Origin of the sequence: Runella sp. CRIBMP, from assembly GCF_009905605.1 — a bacterium.
Lineage (GTDB): Bacteria > Bacteroidota > Bacteroidia > Cytophagales > Spirosomataceae > Runella.
Genome location: NZ_JAAAKZ010000002.1, coordinates 315,158 through 332,255 on the forward strand (window position 1 = coordinate 315,158; position 17,098 = coordinate 332,255).

The following is a 17,098-nucleotide window of genomic DNA, read 5'->3' on the forward strand; positions in this document are numbered from 1 at the left end:
ACTTTTCCTCAAAAAAATGCCAAAAAATCCCAACATCAAATCCATCCTCATCATTGGTTCCGGTCCTATTGTTATTGGTCAAGCCTGCGAATTTGACTATGCAGGTTCCCAAGCCGCCCGTTCACTGCGGGAAGAAGGCATTGAGGTCATTCTGATTAACTCCAATCCCGCTACCATCATGACCGACCCCATCAATGCGGATCATGTGTACTTAAAGCCTTTGGAGAAAAAATACATCATTGAAATTTTAGAAAAGCACAAAATAGACGCCGTTTTGCCAACCATGGGTGGTCAGACGGCGTTAAATTTAGCCATTGATTGCGACAAGGCGGGTATTTGGAAAAAATACGGCGTACAAATCATAGGCGTAGATATCAAAGCCATCGAAACAACCGAAGATCGGGAGAAATTCCGTCTTAAAATGCTGGAATTGGGAGCGGGGGTTTGTAAAGGCCGCACAGCAAAATCTTTTTTAGAGGGTAAAGAAATTGCCCAAGAAATCGGCTTCCCTTTAGTTATCCGCCCCTCTTTTACTTTAGGGGGAACTGGTGGCGGTTTTGTCAATACAGCTGAAGAATTTGACAAAGCCCTCCAGCACGGCCTCATTGCTTCACCCGTGCATGAAGTGTTGGTAGAACAAAGCATCATGGGTTGGAAAGAATACGAATTGGAGTTATTGCGCGACGGGAAAGGCAACCTCATTATCGTCTGTTCGATTGAGAACTTCGACCCGATGGGAATTCATACGGGCGACAGCGTGACCGTAGCCCCTGCCATGACCTTGCCCGATACACTCTACCAAAAAATGCGCGATTTGGCCATTCTGACCATGAACGGCATCGGTAAATTTGCGGGTGGTTGTAACATTCAGTTTTCGGTCAACCCCGAAACCGACGAAATCATCGTCATTGAAATCAACCCGCGCGTATCGCGCTCGTCGGCCTTAGCCTCCAAAGCAACGGGTTATCCGATTGCCAAGATTGCGGCTAAAATGGCCATTGGGTATAACTTAGATGAGCTCATCAACCCGATTACGGGTAGCACATCAGCCTTCTTTGAGCCCACTATCGACTACGTAATTGTAAAAGTACCACGTTGGAACTTTGATAAATTCCCTGGCGCCGACCGTTCGTTGGGATTGCAGATGAAATCCGTGGGCGAAGCCATGGGTATCGGACGTAATTTTCAAGAGGCCCTCCAAAAAGCCTGTCAATCACTCGAAATACGCCGCAACGGACTTGGAGCGGATGGTAAAGAATTGACCGACGTAGCCGCCATCAAGCAAAGTTTGGCGCACCCAAGCTGGAACCGACTTTTCCACATTTACGATGCTTTCAAAGTAGGACTTTCGTTCAAAACCATTCAAAATTTGACCAAAATTGACCCTTGGTTTTTGCATCAAATTGAAGAATTGGTGGAGTTGGAAAAACAAATTCAACAATACGACCTGGAAGACCTTCCCCCAAGTTTGGCACTTACCGCTAAGCAGAAAGGCTATGCTGACCGCCAAATTGCCCACCTCTTGGGCGTAAAAGAAAGCCGCGTTTATAAGTATCGCCAAGACCACCATATCAAGCGCGTGTTTAAGTGCGTAGATACCTGCGCCGCTGAGTTTGAAGCCAAAACTCCTTACTACTACTCTACCTTCAGCGTATCGCAAGATGAGCCTGAGAATGAATCCATCGTTTCTGACCGTAAAAAAGTGGTAGTATTGGGTTCAGGGCCTAACCGTATCGGACAAGGCATCGAGTTTGATTACTCATGTGTACACGGGGTGTTGGCGGCCAAAGAGGCTGGTTACGAGACCATTATGATTAACTGTAACCCCGAAACGGTGTCGACCGACCCCGATATTTCGGATAAGTTATACTTTGAGCCCGTTTTCTGGGAACACGTACACGCCATCATCCAACACGAAAAGCCCGAAGGCGTGATTGTGCAGTTGGGTGGACAAACGGCCCTGAAAATTGCCGAAAAACTCCATCAGTATGGAATCAAAATCATCGGTAGCAGCTTTGATACGCTCGACTTGGCCGAAGATCGTGGTCGTTTCTCAGCGCTGTTGCATGACTTGGGCATTCCGTATCCGCAGTTTGACACCGTGCGCACGGCGGATGCTGCCGCCGAAATCGGCAAGAAATTGGGCTTCCCACTGTTGGTTCGTCCGAGCTACGTATTGGGAGGACAGAGCATGAAGATTGTCATCAATGAGCAGGAGTTGGAGCAACACGTCGTGAAAATCCTGAACGATATTCCTGACAACAACATCCTCCTCGACCACTACCTCGAAAACGCCATCGAAGCCGAATCTGACGCAATTTGCGACGGTGAAGATGCTTACATCATCGGGGTAATGGAACACATCGAGCCCGCTGGTATCCACTCTGGCGACTCGCACGCTACCCTCCCGCCGTTTGATTTGACACCCGATGAAATCCGCCAAATCGAAGAAATTACGGTAAAAGTAGCCAAAGCGATGAAGGTGAAAGGGCTGATTAACATGCAGTTTGCAGTCAAAAATGGCGTAGTTTATGTGATTGAAGCCAATCCACGCGCATCCCGCACGGTGCCGTTTATCTGCAAAGCCTACCAAGAACCGTACGTAAACTACGCGACGAAGTTCATGCTCGGCGACAAGAAAGTGAAAGACATCGAGTTTAATCCCGTCAAGAAAGGTTGGGCCATTAAGATTCCAGTGTTCTCGTTCAACAAATTCCCGAATGTAAACAAGGAACTAGGGCCAGAGATGAAGTCTACTGGAGAAGGTATTTACTTCATTGATAGCCTCGAAGACGAATTCTTCCAAAAAATATACGGAGAGCGGAACCTGTATTTGAGCCGCTAACAATTTGTGCTGACTAGCATCTAAAAGCCTTCGTGAAAACGAGGGCTTTTTTATTGGCCAAATCAACGGGTAGAAACAGGCACATTATTCGGAAGTAAACAATTATTTTTTGTAACTCTGAAAGAGTCCAAGTTCGCTTGATTGGGCGCATAAAAAGAGGCCAATTGACACTTACCGTGTTACAAACACTTTGTTTATTTTTGGGTGTCTCCACAGACCTTATTTTTTACCACTATAAACTTAATTTTGAAACACAGTGATGAAATAGTTAGCGCCGTTTTGATAAGAATTTAAGAAATCGAATTAGTCTAACTTTACAAAATGAAATTAATTTCCATAAAACTAAAGGAGGAGCTCCCACAATTATGGAAAAAATCAATAGGCCCTCAAGCCAAAAAACAGCTTCTTGGTTCATCTATTCATTGTATTTGGGTTTAGAAATACGTCCGTAGTCGGCCGGTTAAATTGAATATTAGATTCTGAATATGATGCTCCCCCCCACGCTCAGCAAAGTTGAACTCACTCGTTTTGGACGCAATTGTGGTTAATCGTCACTTAGAAGGCTTTATAAAACTTCAAAACTATCAGGCTCTTACTAAAATGGGCTAAAATCATTGGTAGTTTGAAAGAGTCGCTACCAATCTCCTTATCTTTGGCGCAAGGGAAACGACAGCCCCCAAAACATCCCCGAATACGTCAACCATAAATCCTTTATTCTTAACTAGTTAATCATGAAACTCGTCATTTGTTGTCTCTTCCTTAGCGTCATTTTGATGTCTTGCGTGGCCGAAACCGCCGATAACGCCAAGAAATCTTCCTCCCCACCCCTCGTTGGTACGTGGAAGTTATTGACGGGCACCCTCATTGAAAAAGGCGATACGGCCGTTACGGATTACACCCAAAATACCTCGTTTATTAAAATCATTAACGATAGCCATTTTGCATTTTTACACCATGATTTAAATCAGGGAAAAGACTCGGCGGCCGTTTTTTCGGCGGGCGGGGGCAGTTATACCCTCGTCGACAGTACATACACCGAACAGTTGGACTATTGCAGCGCCCGGGATTGGGAGCAGAACGCATTTACATTTGCCATCAGTATAAAAAATGATACCCTCGTTCAGTACGGCGTGGAGAAAGTGGCTGGTGCGGGTGTTGACCGAATCAATATCGAAAAATATGTTAGGGTCAAGAAATAACACGCTGGATTACGCACACCCAACAAATTCCCCTCTATCGACGGATGATTTTTAATCCGTAGTCTATGTGACAGCCCCTATTCACAACTAACTCCTTTTTTTACACCTCCTCATCCCACTTTATTTTTGATTTTAACAAAAAAATGAAAAAATATTTGCGCAACCGATTAGTTGCATTTATATTTGCAACCGATTAGTTGCATAATAAATTTAGAGACGTGATGAGAAGAGACGTATTTCAGGCCATTTCCGACCCCACCCGAAGAGCCATCATTGCCCTCATTGCCTTACAGGCCATGACCCCCAACGCCCTTGCCGAGCATTTTGACACCAGCCGACAAGCGGTTTCGAAGCACATTAAAATCCTGACCGAATGTGAATTGGTCCGACAGGAGCAGTCGGGACGGGAAATTTATTATCACTTCAACCCTACTAAGATGAAAGAAATAGACCAGTGGCTCGAAAAATTCAGAGCCCTTTGGGAAGACCGCTTTAGCCAGCTTGACAACGTATTATTGAACCTAAAAAACAAATAAAACCATGAAAAATGCCTTATTAATGGACTTTATCGTCGATAAAGCGACCAATTCAATCACCGTAAAAAGAGAATTTGCCGCCCAACTTCCGTTGGTGTGGGATGCCTTCACCAAAAGCGAAATCCTTGACCAATGGTGGGCTCCCAAACCCTGGAAAGCCCGCACCAAAACGATGGATTTCAGAGAAGGCGGGCATTGGCTTTACGCGATGGTCGGACCCGAGGGCGAGGAGCATTGGGGGTTGACAAGCTACCAAACCATCCAACCCAAAGAGCGTTTTAGCGGAACAGACGGTTTTTCGGATGCCGAGGGCAACATCAACCCCGAACTACCACAATCGAAATGGACAAACAATTTTCAAGATAACGGAGATGCTACTTTGGTAACCATTCTCATCACCTACAATGACTTAGCCCAACTTGAAGCAACCATCCAAATGGGCTTCAAAGAAGGGCTAACGATGGCCATGGAAGGATTAGATGAAGTTTTGGCCACTCTTTCTTAATCTCTCTGGGGAGCGTCTTGACAGACCTCCCCGCTTAACCAACCTCAAAAATGAAAAAAATAAATATTGCTTATTGGGTGATTACTGCAATTTTCGGGGCATTTATGTTGTTTTCTGCCATTCCTGACATCCTCCTGGTGCCAGAAGCCGTCACGATGGTAACGGGTTTGGGCTACCCCAAATACATCATTCCTTTTTTAGGCGTGGCCAAAGCCTTGGGTGTGGTAGCCATCCTTATCCCCAGTTTTAACCGTATCAAAGAATGGGCGTATGCAGGTTTGTTTTTTGATTTGATTGGGGCGGCCTATTCAATCATCTCCAAAGAAGGATTTCAGCCTCAAATTACCTTTATGGTCTTGCCGATTGCCTTTCTATTTCTTTCCCATTACCTTTGGCATCAAAAGAAGGAAACCGTCTGAAGATAAATTATCCGTTATCGTGCCCGTTTATTTTATCGAAAATAGAATGGTTTTTTGGTAAAATTTATTCGGCAAATGATACACAAAAAAACAAAGGATGGAAAATACACGCTCCGCACGGCCACTCCCGCCGATGCCGAGCAAATGGAAGTAGTGCAGCGGATTTGTTTCCCCACTCTTGCTTCGCATGAGCTGTTGACAAAGGCACATTTTGCCAATCACATCCGCGTTTTTCCCGAAGGACAATTCGTCATCACCGACTGCGACAAAGTCATTGCTTCATCAAGTACCCTCCGAATTACGTTCCCCAAACTCGACCACACCTTTATGGAAGTCACTGATAATCTATGGATTACCAACTCACATATCCCCAACGGAGAGTGGTTGTACCAGTTTGACATTGGGGTCTTGCCCGCGTATCGGGGACAGAAACTTTCTACGGAATTGTACAACACGCAGCAAGAATTGGTCAAATCTTTGGACATGAAGGGGCAGATCCTCGTGGGCATGACGATTGGGTATGCTCGTTATAAAGACCAGTTCTCGATTGAAACCTATTGCGAAAAACTAAAAAACAATGAACTCACAGACCCCACCATCACGCCTCAGCGCAAGGCGGGGTTTGAGTGGGTACAGCCCATTTATCATTACCTTGACGACCCCACAGCGGGAAACTGTAGCGTGCTGATGGTTTGGCCGCTTGATGGTGTTTCGTTTCAGGAATACATTGAATAATACTGATATTCAGACACATAACCCTAAAAAGCCATGAAACAAAAAATCATTGAAGCCTACGAATCATTGGCCGAGCGCTACAACGCGCTCATTGACCATAAACCCCACAACGCTTACTACGACCGCCCTAATACGCTCTCGCTGATTCCAGAAATGGATGGCCGACACATTCTCGATGCCGCCTGCGGCCCTGGGAAATACGCCGAAATATTTCTCGACAACGGTGCGTTTGTCACGGGATTTGACATCAGTCCGCGCATGGTAGAACTGGCCATTGAGCGCAACAAAGGCAACGGTACTTTTTTTGTCCATGACCTATCTACCCCGCTGCCTCAACTCAAAGATGCTTCTTTCGACCTGATTGTCTGCGCGTTGGCCTTGCACTACTTGGAAGACTGGACCCCGACCCTCAAAGAATTTTATCGGGTGCTAAAACCCGGCGGACACCTCGTTATTTCTATTGAACATCCGTTTTTTGAATTTACCTACTTCCAATCCACCCGTTATTTTGAAACCGAACCCGTCATGTGTACGTGGAAAGGTTTTGGAAAACCCGTCGATATTCACAGTTTTCGGCGGCCGCTGGAAGCCTGCATTATGCCGCTGCTCGTCAACGGGTTCCTGCTTGATACCCTGCTCGAACCCAAACCCGTGGAGAAATTCAAAGAACTTGACCCCAAACATTACCGCGAGTTGAACGAATTTCCCGCGTTTATGTGCTTACGCGCAAAAAAGCCTATTTTTACCCTTTAAACCCTTCTTCCTATGGCTATGCACGACATCAAAATCAGCAACATTGATGCGTTTATCTCAGGCTTCCCGCCCGAGACGCAGGAAATATTAGAGCAGCTCAGAGCCACGATAAAAAATGCCGCCCCCGACGCCGAAGAAAAAATCAGTTACGGAATTCCGACTTTTAGCCTCAAAGGAAACTTAGTACATTTTGCGGCCTACAAGCACCACATCGGGTTTTATCCCGGTACATCGGGCATTGAAGCCTTCAAAAATGAACTGACCCCGTATAAATTATCCAAAGGAACCGTTCAATTTCCGCTGGGCCAACCCCTCCCCCTCGGCCTCATCACCCAAATGGTGCTGTTTAGAGTAAAAGAAAATTTGAAAAAAGCGGAGAGTAAAGGGGGAAAAGGTCTGTAGTGTGAGGGCGGCCAAAGCATTACCCTTTGCTTTTTAGCTTAACGAATAACATTACTAAATATGCCAAAACCAACTACTCCCAAAAAAACAGATGAAGAAAAGGTGAGCGAATATATGCACCTACTGGAGCATCCGCTCAAGGCTGAAATTAACGCCCTCAGAGCCATCATCATGGCGGCACATCCTGCCCTCAGGGAGCGCATCAAATGGAATGCACCGAGTTATTATTATGAAGGGGTTGACTTGGTCACTTTCAATCTTAGAATGACCCAAAAAGTCCATTTGGTATTTCACCACGCGGCCATTGTAAATATTTCTTCGGCCATGTTGGAAGGTAATTACAAAGACCGTCGAATGATGTATTTTAACAACATGGCCGAGGTCGAAATCCATCGGGCCGAGCTACAACGCATCATGGTTGAGCTGGTAACGGCGGCGGCGGCCTAACTTGTCCAAAGTGCTGACCTCCTTAAACGACAAAAGCCCCGAAAATTTCGGGGCTTTTGTGCTGAAAAATGTTTTGCTTACTTCTGCGCGGGAGCAGGTTGCTGCTGTGCGGGCGCAGGAGTGGTCGTTGGAGCAGGGGCAGGCGCGGCAGGTACCGAGCGCTGATTGGCCTTTTCTACGTTTACGCTGTTAATGCCGGCATCGGCTTGGGGAGTACCGATAAACAAATTAGACACAAGACAAAGTAAGGCCAAAGCACCTACCAAGCCCCAAGTAATTTGTTCCAACAAGTCGGTGGTACGTTTTACGCCAAACATTTGCGTAGCGCCCATTCCGCCCAATTCGCCAGTCAATCCGCCACCTTTTGAGTTTTGCACCAAAACAATCAAAATCAATAATACAGCGATGATGGCGATTATTACAATAAATACGGTGAACATTGTAGTTTACAGTTTAGAGTCTACAGTTTCGGTTTTCGGTCAAAAGTTTCAGGTTTTTAGGAAGCAGTTTGCGTTTTAAGGCCGATTCTCTGTTTTCAACAAATTTTCTTCTCTCTATACGTTTACCCTTTCCCTCTCCTCTTCCTACTTTTAACTTTACACTTCAAACGTTCTACTCAGTTGTTAAATCCTTAATTTTTTCGGCAAAGTACGCTTTTTTTTCCGGTTTTTTCAACATTAGTTGTTCGTAGATTTCAATCGCCCGTTCAATTTTCCCTTGTCGCGCCATAATTTTGGCCATTCCTTCGCTGACGGCCCCGCTTGAAAAGTTCATATTGCGTTTTTTGGCGAGGTCTTCCTGCTCTTGGTTTGACAAATCTTTGAAGTTGGCGCGGATGGGACCCATGCGGGCTTCATTCTCAATAAAACTGTCAATAATCTGAATCTGACGCTGACGCTCCAACTCACGTTGGTCCGGTTGGCTTTCTTCCATCACTGAACTCTCAATCTGTTCCAATTCGGTTTGTAGTGCGTTTTCGCGCAAGGTAGTATCGTCTATGGGTGGCAATTCGGGAAGACTTGGTTTTGGCTGCGGGGTTTCTGGCGCATCAAAAAAAGAAATTTTTGGCAATTCAGGCAATTTCCATTCCTGTTTGGAATAAGAAGTGGCGGCAGGTTTCTGATAGTCGCCCGGCCAAATCAATACATTTTCAAACTGACGGCTGCGCAAATTAGGAGACCATTCAAATTCATTCTGGATTAATTTTCGTAACGTGTTACGGCTAAGGGAATAAGCCGCCGCTTTTTGAATGCTCGCCTCGGCTTGCTCAGGATGATGAACGGCCATTGCTTTGGCAAGTAATATATGCAACGACTGGCAGTAAGGATAAGTGCCGGCGGCCTCCTGTAATTGCGAAATATCGCTTTCGGAAGTATCGTCGGGGTGAGCCGTCCAGTACGAAAAGGACTCTTTAACGTAACGATTATTCATACAATGGGGTCAGTAATTCAATCCGTCGTCGGCCTTCTGTGTCGGAAGGAAAACGAACAACTATATTTTTTTAGGTAGCGAAGATACTACGATTCACAGACAACATGAACGATTTCTATAAAAACTTACCAGTCGCCCGCCGACTTGTTGAAGATGTCCTGCACGAGTTGGTCCAAAATGAGGGGTACGAGCCTACTTTCTACCTGGTTAAGTGTCTGATTCTGGGGGAAGTCTTTAAAAAAGCTAAAGCTTTGGTCAAAGTTTTTCTCTTCGTCTTTATTATTAGTAAACTTTACCTGTATCGTTATAGATAACCGGTTGAGTGCCGCCTGGTCGTTGGCCGTTGGCGCGGCAGGAATCACCTCATAGCCCGTAATTGTGCCTTCAAGCTGCATGTCACCGTTGGAAGGCAACAGCGCCAAACTGGTATTTCGCTGGTAATATTCCTTCATTTTTTCGTTGAACTGCAACGCCATGTTGGAAGGCCCACCGGCGGTTGCCATGGTGAAATTGACCACCGTCACACTCTTAATATCGGGCGACAGCGACGTGCCGCTGAAAGAGTAAATCCCGCAGGAAGTAAAAAGTGCAGAAGCTAAAGTGAAAAGAACAATGAGAAATTCCACTTTCCACCTTTCACTATTCAATTTCCACATAAAATTATTCTTCTTCAATATCATATTGCTTAATTTTTCGATACAGCGTTCTTTCCGAAATCCCGAGTGCCTGTGCTGCATATTTCCGTTTGCCATTACTCCGCTGTAAGGCTTTGATAATCATCTCTTTTTCTTTCTGCTCCAACGACAACGACTCGTCTTCGGCGGTTTCGTGGGCAATGTCTTCCACGTCGTCATACGGCGAAATCTGAATAATGTTTGGGGTAGTGTTCTGCGGTGGTTGGCCGCTGCTTACCGTGGGCTGGTGCTGACTATGGCTGGGCAACAGTTTGGTATCTGAATGTGGCTTTGCGAATGCACTTTCTGCTTCAATGCCGTTAAACAACCCATCATGCTCCCGCAAAATATCACTACCGTAGGCTTCATTATTCAAGACTTTCAACACCAACTTTTTCAGGTCATTGACATCGCGGCGCATGTCAAACAGGATTTTGTACAACAACTCCCGTTCGTTGAACGATTCGGGGCCGTTGGCTGCCCCTGCGGCACCACCCAGCAACGTCATCGAACGCGTAGAAGAGGCATAATTGGGCAGGTATTTTACCAAAACCGTTGGCGCAATTGGCACTTTATTTTCCGCTTCCAGAATTTGAATCTGCTCGGCAATATTTTTCAACTGGCGAATGTTGCCCGGGAAGTTGTAACTTATCAACATATCTCGCGCTTCGGGCGTAAGGGTAACGGGTGTAATGCGATAGCGCTCGGCAAAATCGGTGGTAAATTTCCGAAAAAGCATGTCAATGTCGCTTCCCCGTTCGCGCAGGGGCGGCACCGCAATCGGCACCGTATTGAGGCGATAATACAAATCTTCCCGAAACTTGCCACGCTGTACGGCGTCGATGAGGTTCACGTTGGTGGCCGCCACAACCCGTACATCCGTTTTCTGCACCTTAGAAGAGCCTACCCGAATAAATTCTTTGTTTTCCAACACCCGCAAAAGCCGAGCCTGGGTTCCGATGGGCATCTCAGCGATTTCGTCCAAAAAAATGGTCCCACCGTTGGTGATTTCGAAGTAGCCTTTTCGGTCTTCAATGGCCCCCGTAAAAGAACCTTTTACGTGCCCAAACAACTCAGAATCAATGGTTCCTTCGGGAATAGCCCCGCAGTTGATAGCAATAAAAGGGCCGTGTTTGCGGGAACTTAGGTTATGAATAATCTTTGAGAATGACTCTTTACCACTACCACTTTCGCCCGTAATGAGCACGGTCAAATCGGTGGCTGCTACCTGTAAGGCTATGTTGAGGGCATAGTTGAGCGCAGGAGCATTTCCGATTATCCCAAAGCGGTTTTTGATGGATTGTATTTCCGGATTTGAAAGCATTTATTGCATCTACAATGTACCGTTGCCGATTATTTGATGGCTGAAACCAACGATTTAGCAACGCTACGTTAGAAAATTTTTAGTAAGAACTCTGGGCACTAACCGAATATGTATCCATTTCAACTAACCTTAGGCGGGAACCGCTTCTACCGCTTTCCCGATCAAGGTAGCGGAGGAGCATTCGGTCACCAACACATATACATAGTCCCCTTTTTTATAGTGTTCTCTTGGGAAAATTACCACTTTGTTTTGGTCGTTTCGGCCGCATAAATCCGCATCGGAGCGCTTAGAGGGCCCTTCAACCAATACTTTTTGGATTTTTCCCAAGGCCAATTCATTGCGCTCACTAGAATGTTGACGCTGTAAGGCAATGACCTCCTGTAAACGGCGCTTTTTGACTTCTTCGGGAACGTCATCTTTGAGTTTTTTGGCCGCAGGCGTGCCCGGACGCTCAGAATACGCAAACATGTACGCATAATCGTATTTTACGTATTCCATCAACGACAACGTATCTTGGTGTTCTTCCTCCGTTTCGGTGCAAAAGCCTGTAATCATGTCGGTTGAAATACCACAGTCTTCGCCCAATATTTCTCGTATGCGGTCAATCTTTTGGATGTACCATTCACGGTCATAGGTACGATTCATGACCTTCAACACGCGGCTGTTGCCACTTTGGGCGGGAAAATGGATATAATTACAAATATTTTCGTACTTTTTCATCGTCCAAAGAACATCATCGGTGATGTCTTTGGGGTGCGACGTACTGAACCGAACCCGCAAATCAGGGTGAATCAAGGCCACCATTTCCAACAACTGCGCAAAGTTGACCATTTGAGCAGGCTCGGCACTTTTTTCGGTCTCATTTTTCCACTTATAACTATCCACGTTTTGCCCGAGTAGCGTCACTTCTTTATAACCATCGGCAAAAAGCAAACGCGCTTCTTCCACAATGCTAAACGGGTCGCGGCTGCGCTCACGTCCACGGGTATAAGGAACCACGCAAAAACTGCACATATTGTCGCAACCGCGCATGATACTGATGTAGGCCGTAATGCCGTTGGAATTCAAGCGAATCGGCGAAATATCGGCGTAAGTTTCTTCCCTCGAAAGAAACACATTAACGGCTTTTTGACCCGTTTCGGCTTCTTCCACCAAGCGCGGCAAATCGCGGTAGGAATCGGGGCCCGCCACGATGTCTACCATTTTTTCTTCGTCCAACAGCTTGGTTTTCAGACGCTCTGCCATACACCCCAACACTCCAATGATGAGTCCTGGGCGTTTTTTCTTCAAATTATTGAGGTATTGAAGCCGATTCCGAACTTTTTGTTCGGCGTTGTCACGGATGGCACAGGTATTCAGAAAAATAACGTCGGCGTTATCTTCCGAAGAAGTAGTCGCAAAATCCGCATTCCGCATCACGGCCGCCACGATTTCACTGTCCGAAAAGTTCATCTGACAGCCATAGCTTTCGATGAACAGTCTCTTTTTATCAACGGTCAATTCCTCCTCGCTTACTTTGACCAGTTCACACGCCTCTTTATCGGCTTCCGAAAGTATTTTTAATGTTGATGTAATCATTTTGTCAATCAATGGTCGTTAGTTCATAAAGTCATCGGTATTTTTACCTAACCTTACGAATAGTTGCAAAGTTACAAAGATTCCGCGAAAACGCTGACAAAGTGTCAGGTTTTAACATATTTTAGTACAACAGCGGCGAGGTTTGGAACCGGGGCGCGCAGCCCTCGCCAACGTTTAGACGTTAATCAGGACAAGTACTCATCCTGAAAGCCGCGATACGCCCGTTGGAGTTCTTGGTAGGTTTTGGTATTTTGCTGACTCAACGCCAATTGCATTCCCTTTTGGTAGAGTTGTTCGGCCACATCCAATTGCTCCAACTCCGCAAACAACGCCGCCGCGTGGTAATACGTGGGTAAATAATCAGGATGTTGCTCCAATAATAATTGGAAATACTCCGCCGCTTTGGTCACATCAGTTTGTTGATATTCCATCGCAAGAGCGTACGCGTTGAAAGGATCTTTGGAATCCTCCTCAAAAAATTGCAGCAAAAAGGCGAGACGATTGTTATTCATAAAAAATTATTATGCAAGCATACTATTTTTAAAAACCTTGCTTTATATTCGCACCAACAAAGTAAATCTCCTAAAAGTTATATTTCAAACCATCAAAATAAGCACATGAAAATTTTAGTTTGTATAACAAATGTACCTGACACCACGGCCAAAATTAGTTTTACGGACAACAACACCAAACTAAACAAAGCCGGAGTGCAGTACATCATTGGGCCTTATGATGATTACGCCTTAGCGCGGGCCGTTGAACTGAAAGAAAAACTCGGAGGCAGCATCACCGTGCTCAACGTGGGGGAAGCCGAAAGCGACCCTCAAATCCGCAAAGCCTTAGCCATCGGTGCCGATGATGCGGTACGTGTCAATGCCGAGCCAACCGATTCATATTTTACCGCTACCCAAATTGCCGCCATTGCCAAAGAAGGCGGTTATGATCTAATCTTGATGGGTCGCGAATCGATTGATTTCAACAGCGGCGTAGTCCACGGATTGGTGGGCGAAATGCTCGGAATCCCGTCGTTTTCACCTGTGATGAAACTTGATATCGAAGGCACTACCGCCAAATTTGCGAGGGAGATTGAAGGCGGCAAAGAATTTTTGGAAGCTCCCCTACCGTTGGTTTTAGGGTGTCAAGAGCCCATTGCCGAATGGAAAATCCCGAACATGCGCGGCATTATGACGGCCCGTACCAAACCCCTCAAAGTGGTAGAACCCATCGCTGTAGGTGACATGGCCACCCTCGGCCAATACACCCTACCCGCCCCCAAAGGTGCCTGCAAGATGATTCCTGCCGACCAGGCCGAAACCCTTATTTCACTCTTAAAAACGGAAGCCAAAGTACTGTAATCATTGAACATTCAACAGTTAACATTGAGAAAAGAATGAAGAGTGAAAGTCACCGCCTCCCCAATGTTCATTGTCAAATGATTACTGTTAAATGTAAAAATTTTCACTGCTAAATGTCAAAAGAAATGGTCTTAATATTTGTTGAATTAGATAACGGAAGCATCAAAAAAACATCCCTTGAAGCCGTGGCGTACGGAGCAGCAGTCGCCAAAGCAACGGGAACTACCGCGACCGCCTTGGCCATCGGCACGGCCGATGCCGCCGAATTAGCCAAAACGGGTGCCTATGGCGCCACCAAAATATTGCACGCCAACGCCGCTGAATTGGCCAACGAAAATGCCATGGCCTACGCCTCAGTGCTGGCCGCGGCCGTAAAAAATGAAAACGCAGAAGTGGTTATTTTGCCCAAATCGGGGCTTTGCGACGCCATGGGTGCCCGCGCCGCCGCCAAACTGGGCGCAAGCATTGTTTCGGGCGTGACGGAATTGCCTGATGTATCAAATGGCTTCAAAGTAACCCGCAGTATCTATACAGGCAAAGCCTTTGCCACCGTAGACGTCAAAGGGGCCGTTAAGATTTTAGGAATTAAGAAAAACGCCATTGAAGCCGTAGAAGGTGCAGGAAGCGCAACGGTAGAAGCATTCATGCCTGCCCTCAACAATGGCGATTTTGTGGCCAAAGTAACGGGTCAGGAGAAAGCCAGCGGTGAATTGTCGTTGACCGAAGCCGACATTATTGTGTCGGGTGGGCGCGGAATGAAAGGCCCCGACAATTGGCAGCCTTTGTTAGATTTAGCGAGTGCTTTGGGAGCCGCAACGGGCTGTTCTAAGCCCGTTTCTGACCTCGATTGGCGCCCTCACCACGAGCACATTGGGCAAACAGGCATCAAAGTAGCCCCAAATCTATACATTGCCTGCGGTATTTCGGGAGCGATTCAGCACTTGGCGGGGGTAAACTCCTCAAAGGTAATCGTAGCCATCAACAAAGACCCCGAAGCACCTTTCTTCAAAGCAGCCGATTACGGCATTGTAGGGGATGTTTTTGACATTTTACCCCGGTTGACAAAAGCCGTAAAAGACGCTAAATAGGGCATTTAGTTGCCTTTTTAGAACAAAGTTTTAGCAACGGGAACACCAGAAGTACTTTCAAACGTTAATAAACCTGCGGAGAATGGAAAAACTTTCCATTTTCACCGCAGGTTTATTATTTTTGCATCCTCTTTGAAAGAAGAGTCGTTGTTTGTCCCCTTCATTTTAGGATGAGAAACCACAGGCAACCAATAAAAGATAACTTAACAAAGTAGTGGAAAAAATAAAATTGGAAATTTTGGGGCTCTCACCGAGTCAGTCACAAGCAGGTTCGTTTGCCCTCGTGCTTGGCGAAGAGTACGGTAATCGCCGCTTACCCATCATCATTGGAATGTTTGAAGCACAGGCCATTGCGATTGAGATTGAAAAAATTCAGCCCAACCGCCCCATGACCCACGATCTCTTCAAGTCATTTGCCAAGGCGTTTAATTATACCGTCAACGAAATTATCATTTCTGATTTGCGCGAAGGTATCTTTTTTGCCCGGGTTCATTGCTCAAGCTCCGATGGGTTGAGAGAAACCATCGTAGATGCCCGTCCATCCGACGCCATCGCCATTGCGCTCCGCTTTAGCGTCCCGATTTACACTTATGAAACTATCCTTTCCGAAGCAGGGATTGTTTCGGGGTCACAATCAGAACCCGACGATGCCATTGAAGAAATAGTGCAACAATCGAAGCCCCGCTCCCTGAGCGAGCAAATCAAAAACATGAGTCTCGATGAGCTCCACCGCATTCTGGACGAATCGCTTAACAACGAAGAATACGAAAAAGCGGCTAAAATTCGAGACGAGATTGCGCGCAGAAATTAGTCTTTCTGAATATAATTGACCCCTTAAATTAAAAGCCCCGACTCATCATCGGGGCTTTTAATTTAAGGCAGTTTAAGAAAACTATTTTTTCTTCTTAATTGACTTCAACGCTTCTGGTACGGGCACTTTTGACAGATACTCAGTAGCGCCTTTTTCAATGGCATCTTTGAAGAACGCAAAAGAGGGATCGTTGCTTGACTGACCTAACTCAAGGGCTTTTTTGGCCAATGGCGCGGCTTCGGCAAAGTTGCCTAGTTTGGCCAAGATTTGCGCTTTGGTCCACAGGTTGCGGAAAGTCTCTTTGTAGGCCACGGCCTGATTAATCATCGAAAGCGCTTTTTGCATATTGAGCCCTTTACCTAACAAGTAAGTTGCTCCCGCGTTCATGTTGTTTGCGCTTGCTTCGGCCGCTTTGTCAATCGCCGTTTCTACCATTTTAGTCGTACTTACCGAAAGCTTAGGGCTTACTTTTACGTTGGCCCACGTAAGATCAAGGGCGGCGGTTGAGTCCGTAATATCCGAAAAACTTATCATGAATGTTTCGGTCATAGGTGCCTGGGTGGGCTTTACGCTTACGCGTACCACATCGTCGGCTTGCTTGTATTGCTCAGGAGCCGTAGCTGCTGATTTGTTGATGATGATCGTCCATGCATCGGCGTTGGGAATGCTGTACAGAAAATACTTACCAGCAGGAACATTTTGGCCTTCCAACATCACATCCGTCGAAAATTCTATGGCGGTGGCTTGGTTGGCACCCGTCCGCCAAAACTGACCGTAAGGAATCAATTTACCAAAAATTTCGCGTCCTTTCATGCTTGGGCGTGAGTATTTTACGGTAATATCAGTAACTCCAACGGTCTGCATCACGGTAGCCGCCGAGCTGGGTTGAGGGGTACGAATTTGGGCAAATGCACCTACGGTTCCAAAAATTAGGGCCGTTAGTGTGAGTGATTTCATCATGATTTTTAGCAGTTTTGTTAATAAATTAGTAGACTT

Annotated in this window: 19 protein-coding genes; 12 read left to right on the forward strand and 7 right to left on the reverse strand. The window is 46.1% G+C overall.

From position 1 onward, the window contains the following. The first annotated feature begins 16 nt into the window (after positions 1 to 16). The 9 genes from carB (at position 17) to GVN20_RS06525 (ending at position 7,841) form a co-directional block, all read left to right on the forward strand. The gene (carB, locus tag GVN20_RS06485; protein ID WP_166557553.1) at positions 17 to 2,845 is read left to right on the forward strand and encodes a carbamoyl-phosphate synthase large subunit; all 2,829 of its coding nucleotides are present in this window, start codon (positions 17 to 19) and stop codon (positions 2,843 to 2,845) included. Positions 2,846 to 3,576: 731 nt separating this feature from the next. After that, positions 3,577 to 4,044, forward strand: coding sequence for a hypothetical protein (locus GVN20_RS06490; RefSeq protein WP_166557554.1), 468 nt, complete (start codon positions 3,577 to 3,579; stop codon positions 4,042 to 4,044). 221 nt (positions 4,045 to 4,265) lie between these two features. Beyond that, the gene (locus GVN20_RS06495) at positions 4,266 to 4,580 is read left to right on the forward strand and encodes a helix-turn-helix transcriptional regulator (protein WP_166557555.1); all 315 of its coding nucleotides are present in this window, start codon (positions 4,266 to 4,268) and stop codon (positions 4,578 to 4,580) included. A 4-nt stretch (positions 4,581 to 4,584) separates the two neighbouring features. Next, positions 4,585 to 5,085, forward strand: a complete 501-nt coding sequence (locus GVN20_RS06500; protein ID WP_166557556.1) for an SRPBCC domain-containing protein — start codon at positions 4,585 to 4,587, stop codon at positions 5,083 to 5,085. Positions 5,086 to 5,135: 50 nt separating this feature from the next. Further along, positions 5,136 to 5,504 carry a DoxX family protein gene (locus GVN20_RS06505; protein ID WP_166557557.1) on the forward strand — a complete coding sequence of 123 codons (369 nt, stop codon included), beginning with the start codon at positions 5,136 to 5,138 and terminating at the stop codon, positions 5,502 to 5,504. A 75-nt stretch (positions 5,505 to 5,579) separates the two neighbouring features. Continuing rightward, positions 5,580 to 6,239, forward strand: coding sequence for a GNAT family N-acetyltransferase (locus tag GVN20_RS06510; protein ID WP_166557558.1), 660 nt, complete (start codon positions 5,580 to 5,582; stop codon positions 6,237 to 6,239). A gap of 33 nt (positions 6,240 to 6,272) precedes the next feature. Next, complete coding sequence (locus tag GVN20_RS06515) at positions 6,273 to 6,992, forward strand: class I SAM-dependent methyltransferase (protein WP_166557559.1); 720 nt, start codon at positions 6,273 to 6,275, stop codon at positions 6,990 to 6,992. A 12-nt stretch (positions 6,993 to 7,004) separates the two neighbouring features. Continuing rightward, positions 7,005 to 7,394 carry an iron chaperone gene (locus GVN20_RS06520; protein ID WP_166557560.1) on the forward strand — a complete coding sequence of 130 codons (390 nt, stop codon included), beginning with the start codon at positions 7,005 to 7,007 and terminating at the stop codon, positions 7,392 to 7,394. 60 nt (positions 7,395 to 7,454) lie between these two features. Continuing rightward, entirely contained in the window at positions 7,455 to 7,841 is a 387-nt protein-coding gene (locus GVN20_RS06525) for a DUF1801 domain-containing protein (protein ID WP_166557561.1), read from the forward strand. 77 nt (positions 7,842 to 7,918) lie between these two features. On the opposite strand, the gene secG is transcribed toward GVN20_RS06525, so the two are convergent. The 6 genes from secG to GVN20_RS06555 form a co-directional block, all read right to left on the reverse strand. Then, on the reverse strand, positions 7,919 to 8,281 hold the full coding sequence (gene secG, locus GVN20_RS06530) for a preprotein translocase subunit SecG (protein ID WP_114065552.1): 363 nt from the start codon (positions 8,279 to 8,281) through the stop codon (positions 7,919 to 7,921). 172 nt (positions 8,282 to 8,453) lie between these two features. Beyond that, complete coding sequence (locus GVN20_RS06535; RefSeq protein WP_166557562.1) at positions 8,454 to 9,272, reverse strand: hypothetical protein; 819 nt, start codon at positions 9,270 to 9,272, stop codon at positions 8,454 to 8,456. A gap of 125 nt (positions 9,273 to 9,397) precedes the next feature. Beyond that, positions 9,398 to 9,928 (reverse strand): LPS assembly lipoprotein LptE, encoded by a 531-nt coding sequence (lptE, locus tag GVN20_RS06540; protein WP_229598988.1) that lies wholly within the window; start codon positions 9,926 to 9,928, stop codon positions 9,398 to 9,400. Between the two features lie 4 nt (positions 9,929 to 9,932). Further along, positions 9,933 to 11,270 (reverse strand): sigma-54-dependent Fis family transcriptional regulator, encoded by a 1,338-nt coding sequence (locus tag GVN20_RS06545; protein ID WP_166557564.1) that lies wholly within the window; start codon positions 11,268 to 11,270, stop codon positions 9,933 to 9,935. Between the two features lie 129 nt (positions 11,271 to 11,399). After that, positions 11,400 to 12,848, reverse strand: a complete 1,449-nt coding sequence (gene miaB / locus GVN20_RS06550) for a tRNA (N6-isopentenyl adenosine(37)-C2)-methylthiotransferase MiaB (RefSeq protein ID WP_166557565.1) — start codon at positions 12,846 to 12,848, stop codon at positions 11,400 to 11,402. A 185-nt stretch (positions 12,849 to 13,033) separates the two neighbouring features. Further along, entirely contained in the window at positions 13,034 to 13,360 is a 327-nt protein-coding gene (locus tag GVN20_RS06555; RefSeq protein ID WP_166557566.1) for a tetratricopeptide repeat protein, read from the reverse strand. 105 nt (positions 13,361 to 13,465) lie between these two features. Between GVN20_RS06555 and GVN20_RS06560 the strand changes: the two genes are divergently transcribed. From GVN20_RS06560 to GVN20_RS06570, 3 genes are all read left to right on the forward strand, one after another. Beyond that, on the forward strand, positions 13,466 to 14,203 hold the full coding sequence (locus GVN20_RS06560; RefSeq protein WP_166557567.1) for an electron transfer flavoprotein subunit beta/FixA family protein: 738 nt from the start codon (positions 13,466 to 13,468) through the stop codon (positions 14,201 to 14,203). Positions 14,204 to 14,328: 125 nt separating this feature from the next. Continuing rightward, entirely contained in the window at positions 14,329 to 15,291 is a 963-nt protein-coding gene (locus GVN20_RS06565) for an electron transfer flavoprotein subunit alpha/FixB family protein (RefSeq protein WP_166557568.1), read from the forward strand. Between the two features lie 214 nt (positions 15,292 to 15,505). Continuing rightward, positions 15,506 to 16,102 (forward strand): bifunctional nuclease family protein, encoded by a 597-nt coding sequence (locus tag GVN20_RS06570; protein WP_114463790.1) that lies wholly within the window; start codon positions 15,506 to 15,508, stop codon positions 16,100 to 16,102. A gap of 81 nt (positions 16,103 to 16,183) precedes the next feature. On the opposite strand, the gene GVN20_RS06575 is transcribed toward GVN20_RS06570, so the two are convergent. Next, positions 16,184 to 17,062 (reverse strand): DUF2911 domain-containing protein, encoded by an 879-nt coding sequence (locus GVN20_RS06575; RefSeq protein ID WP_166557569.1) that lies wholly within the window; start codon positions 17,060 to 17,062, stop codon positions 16,184 to 16,186. Positions 17,063 to 17,098: the final 36 nt, after the last annotated feature.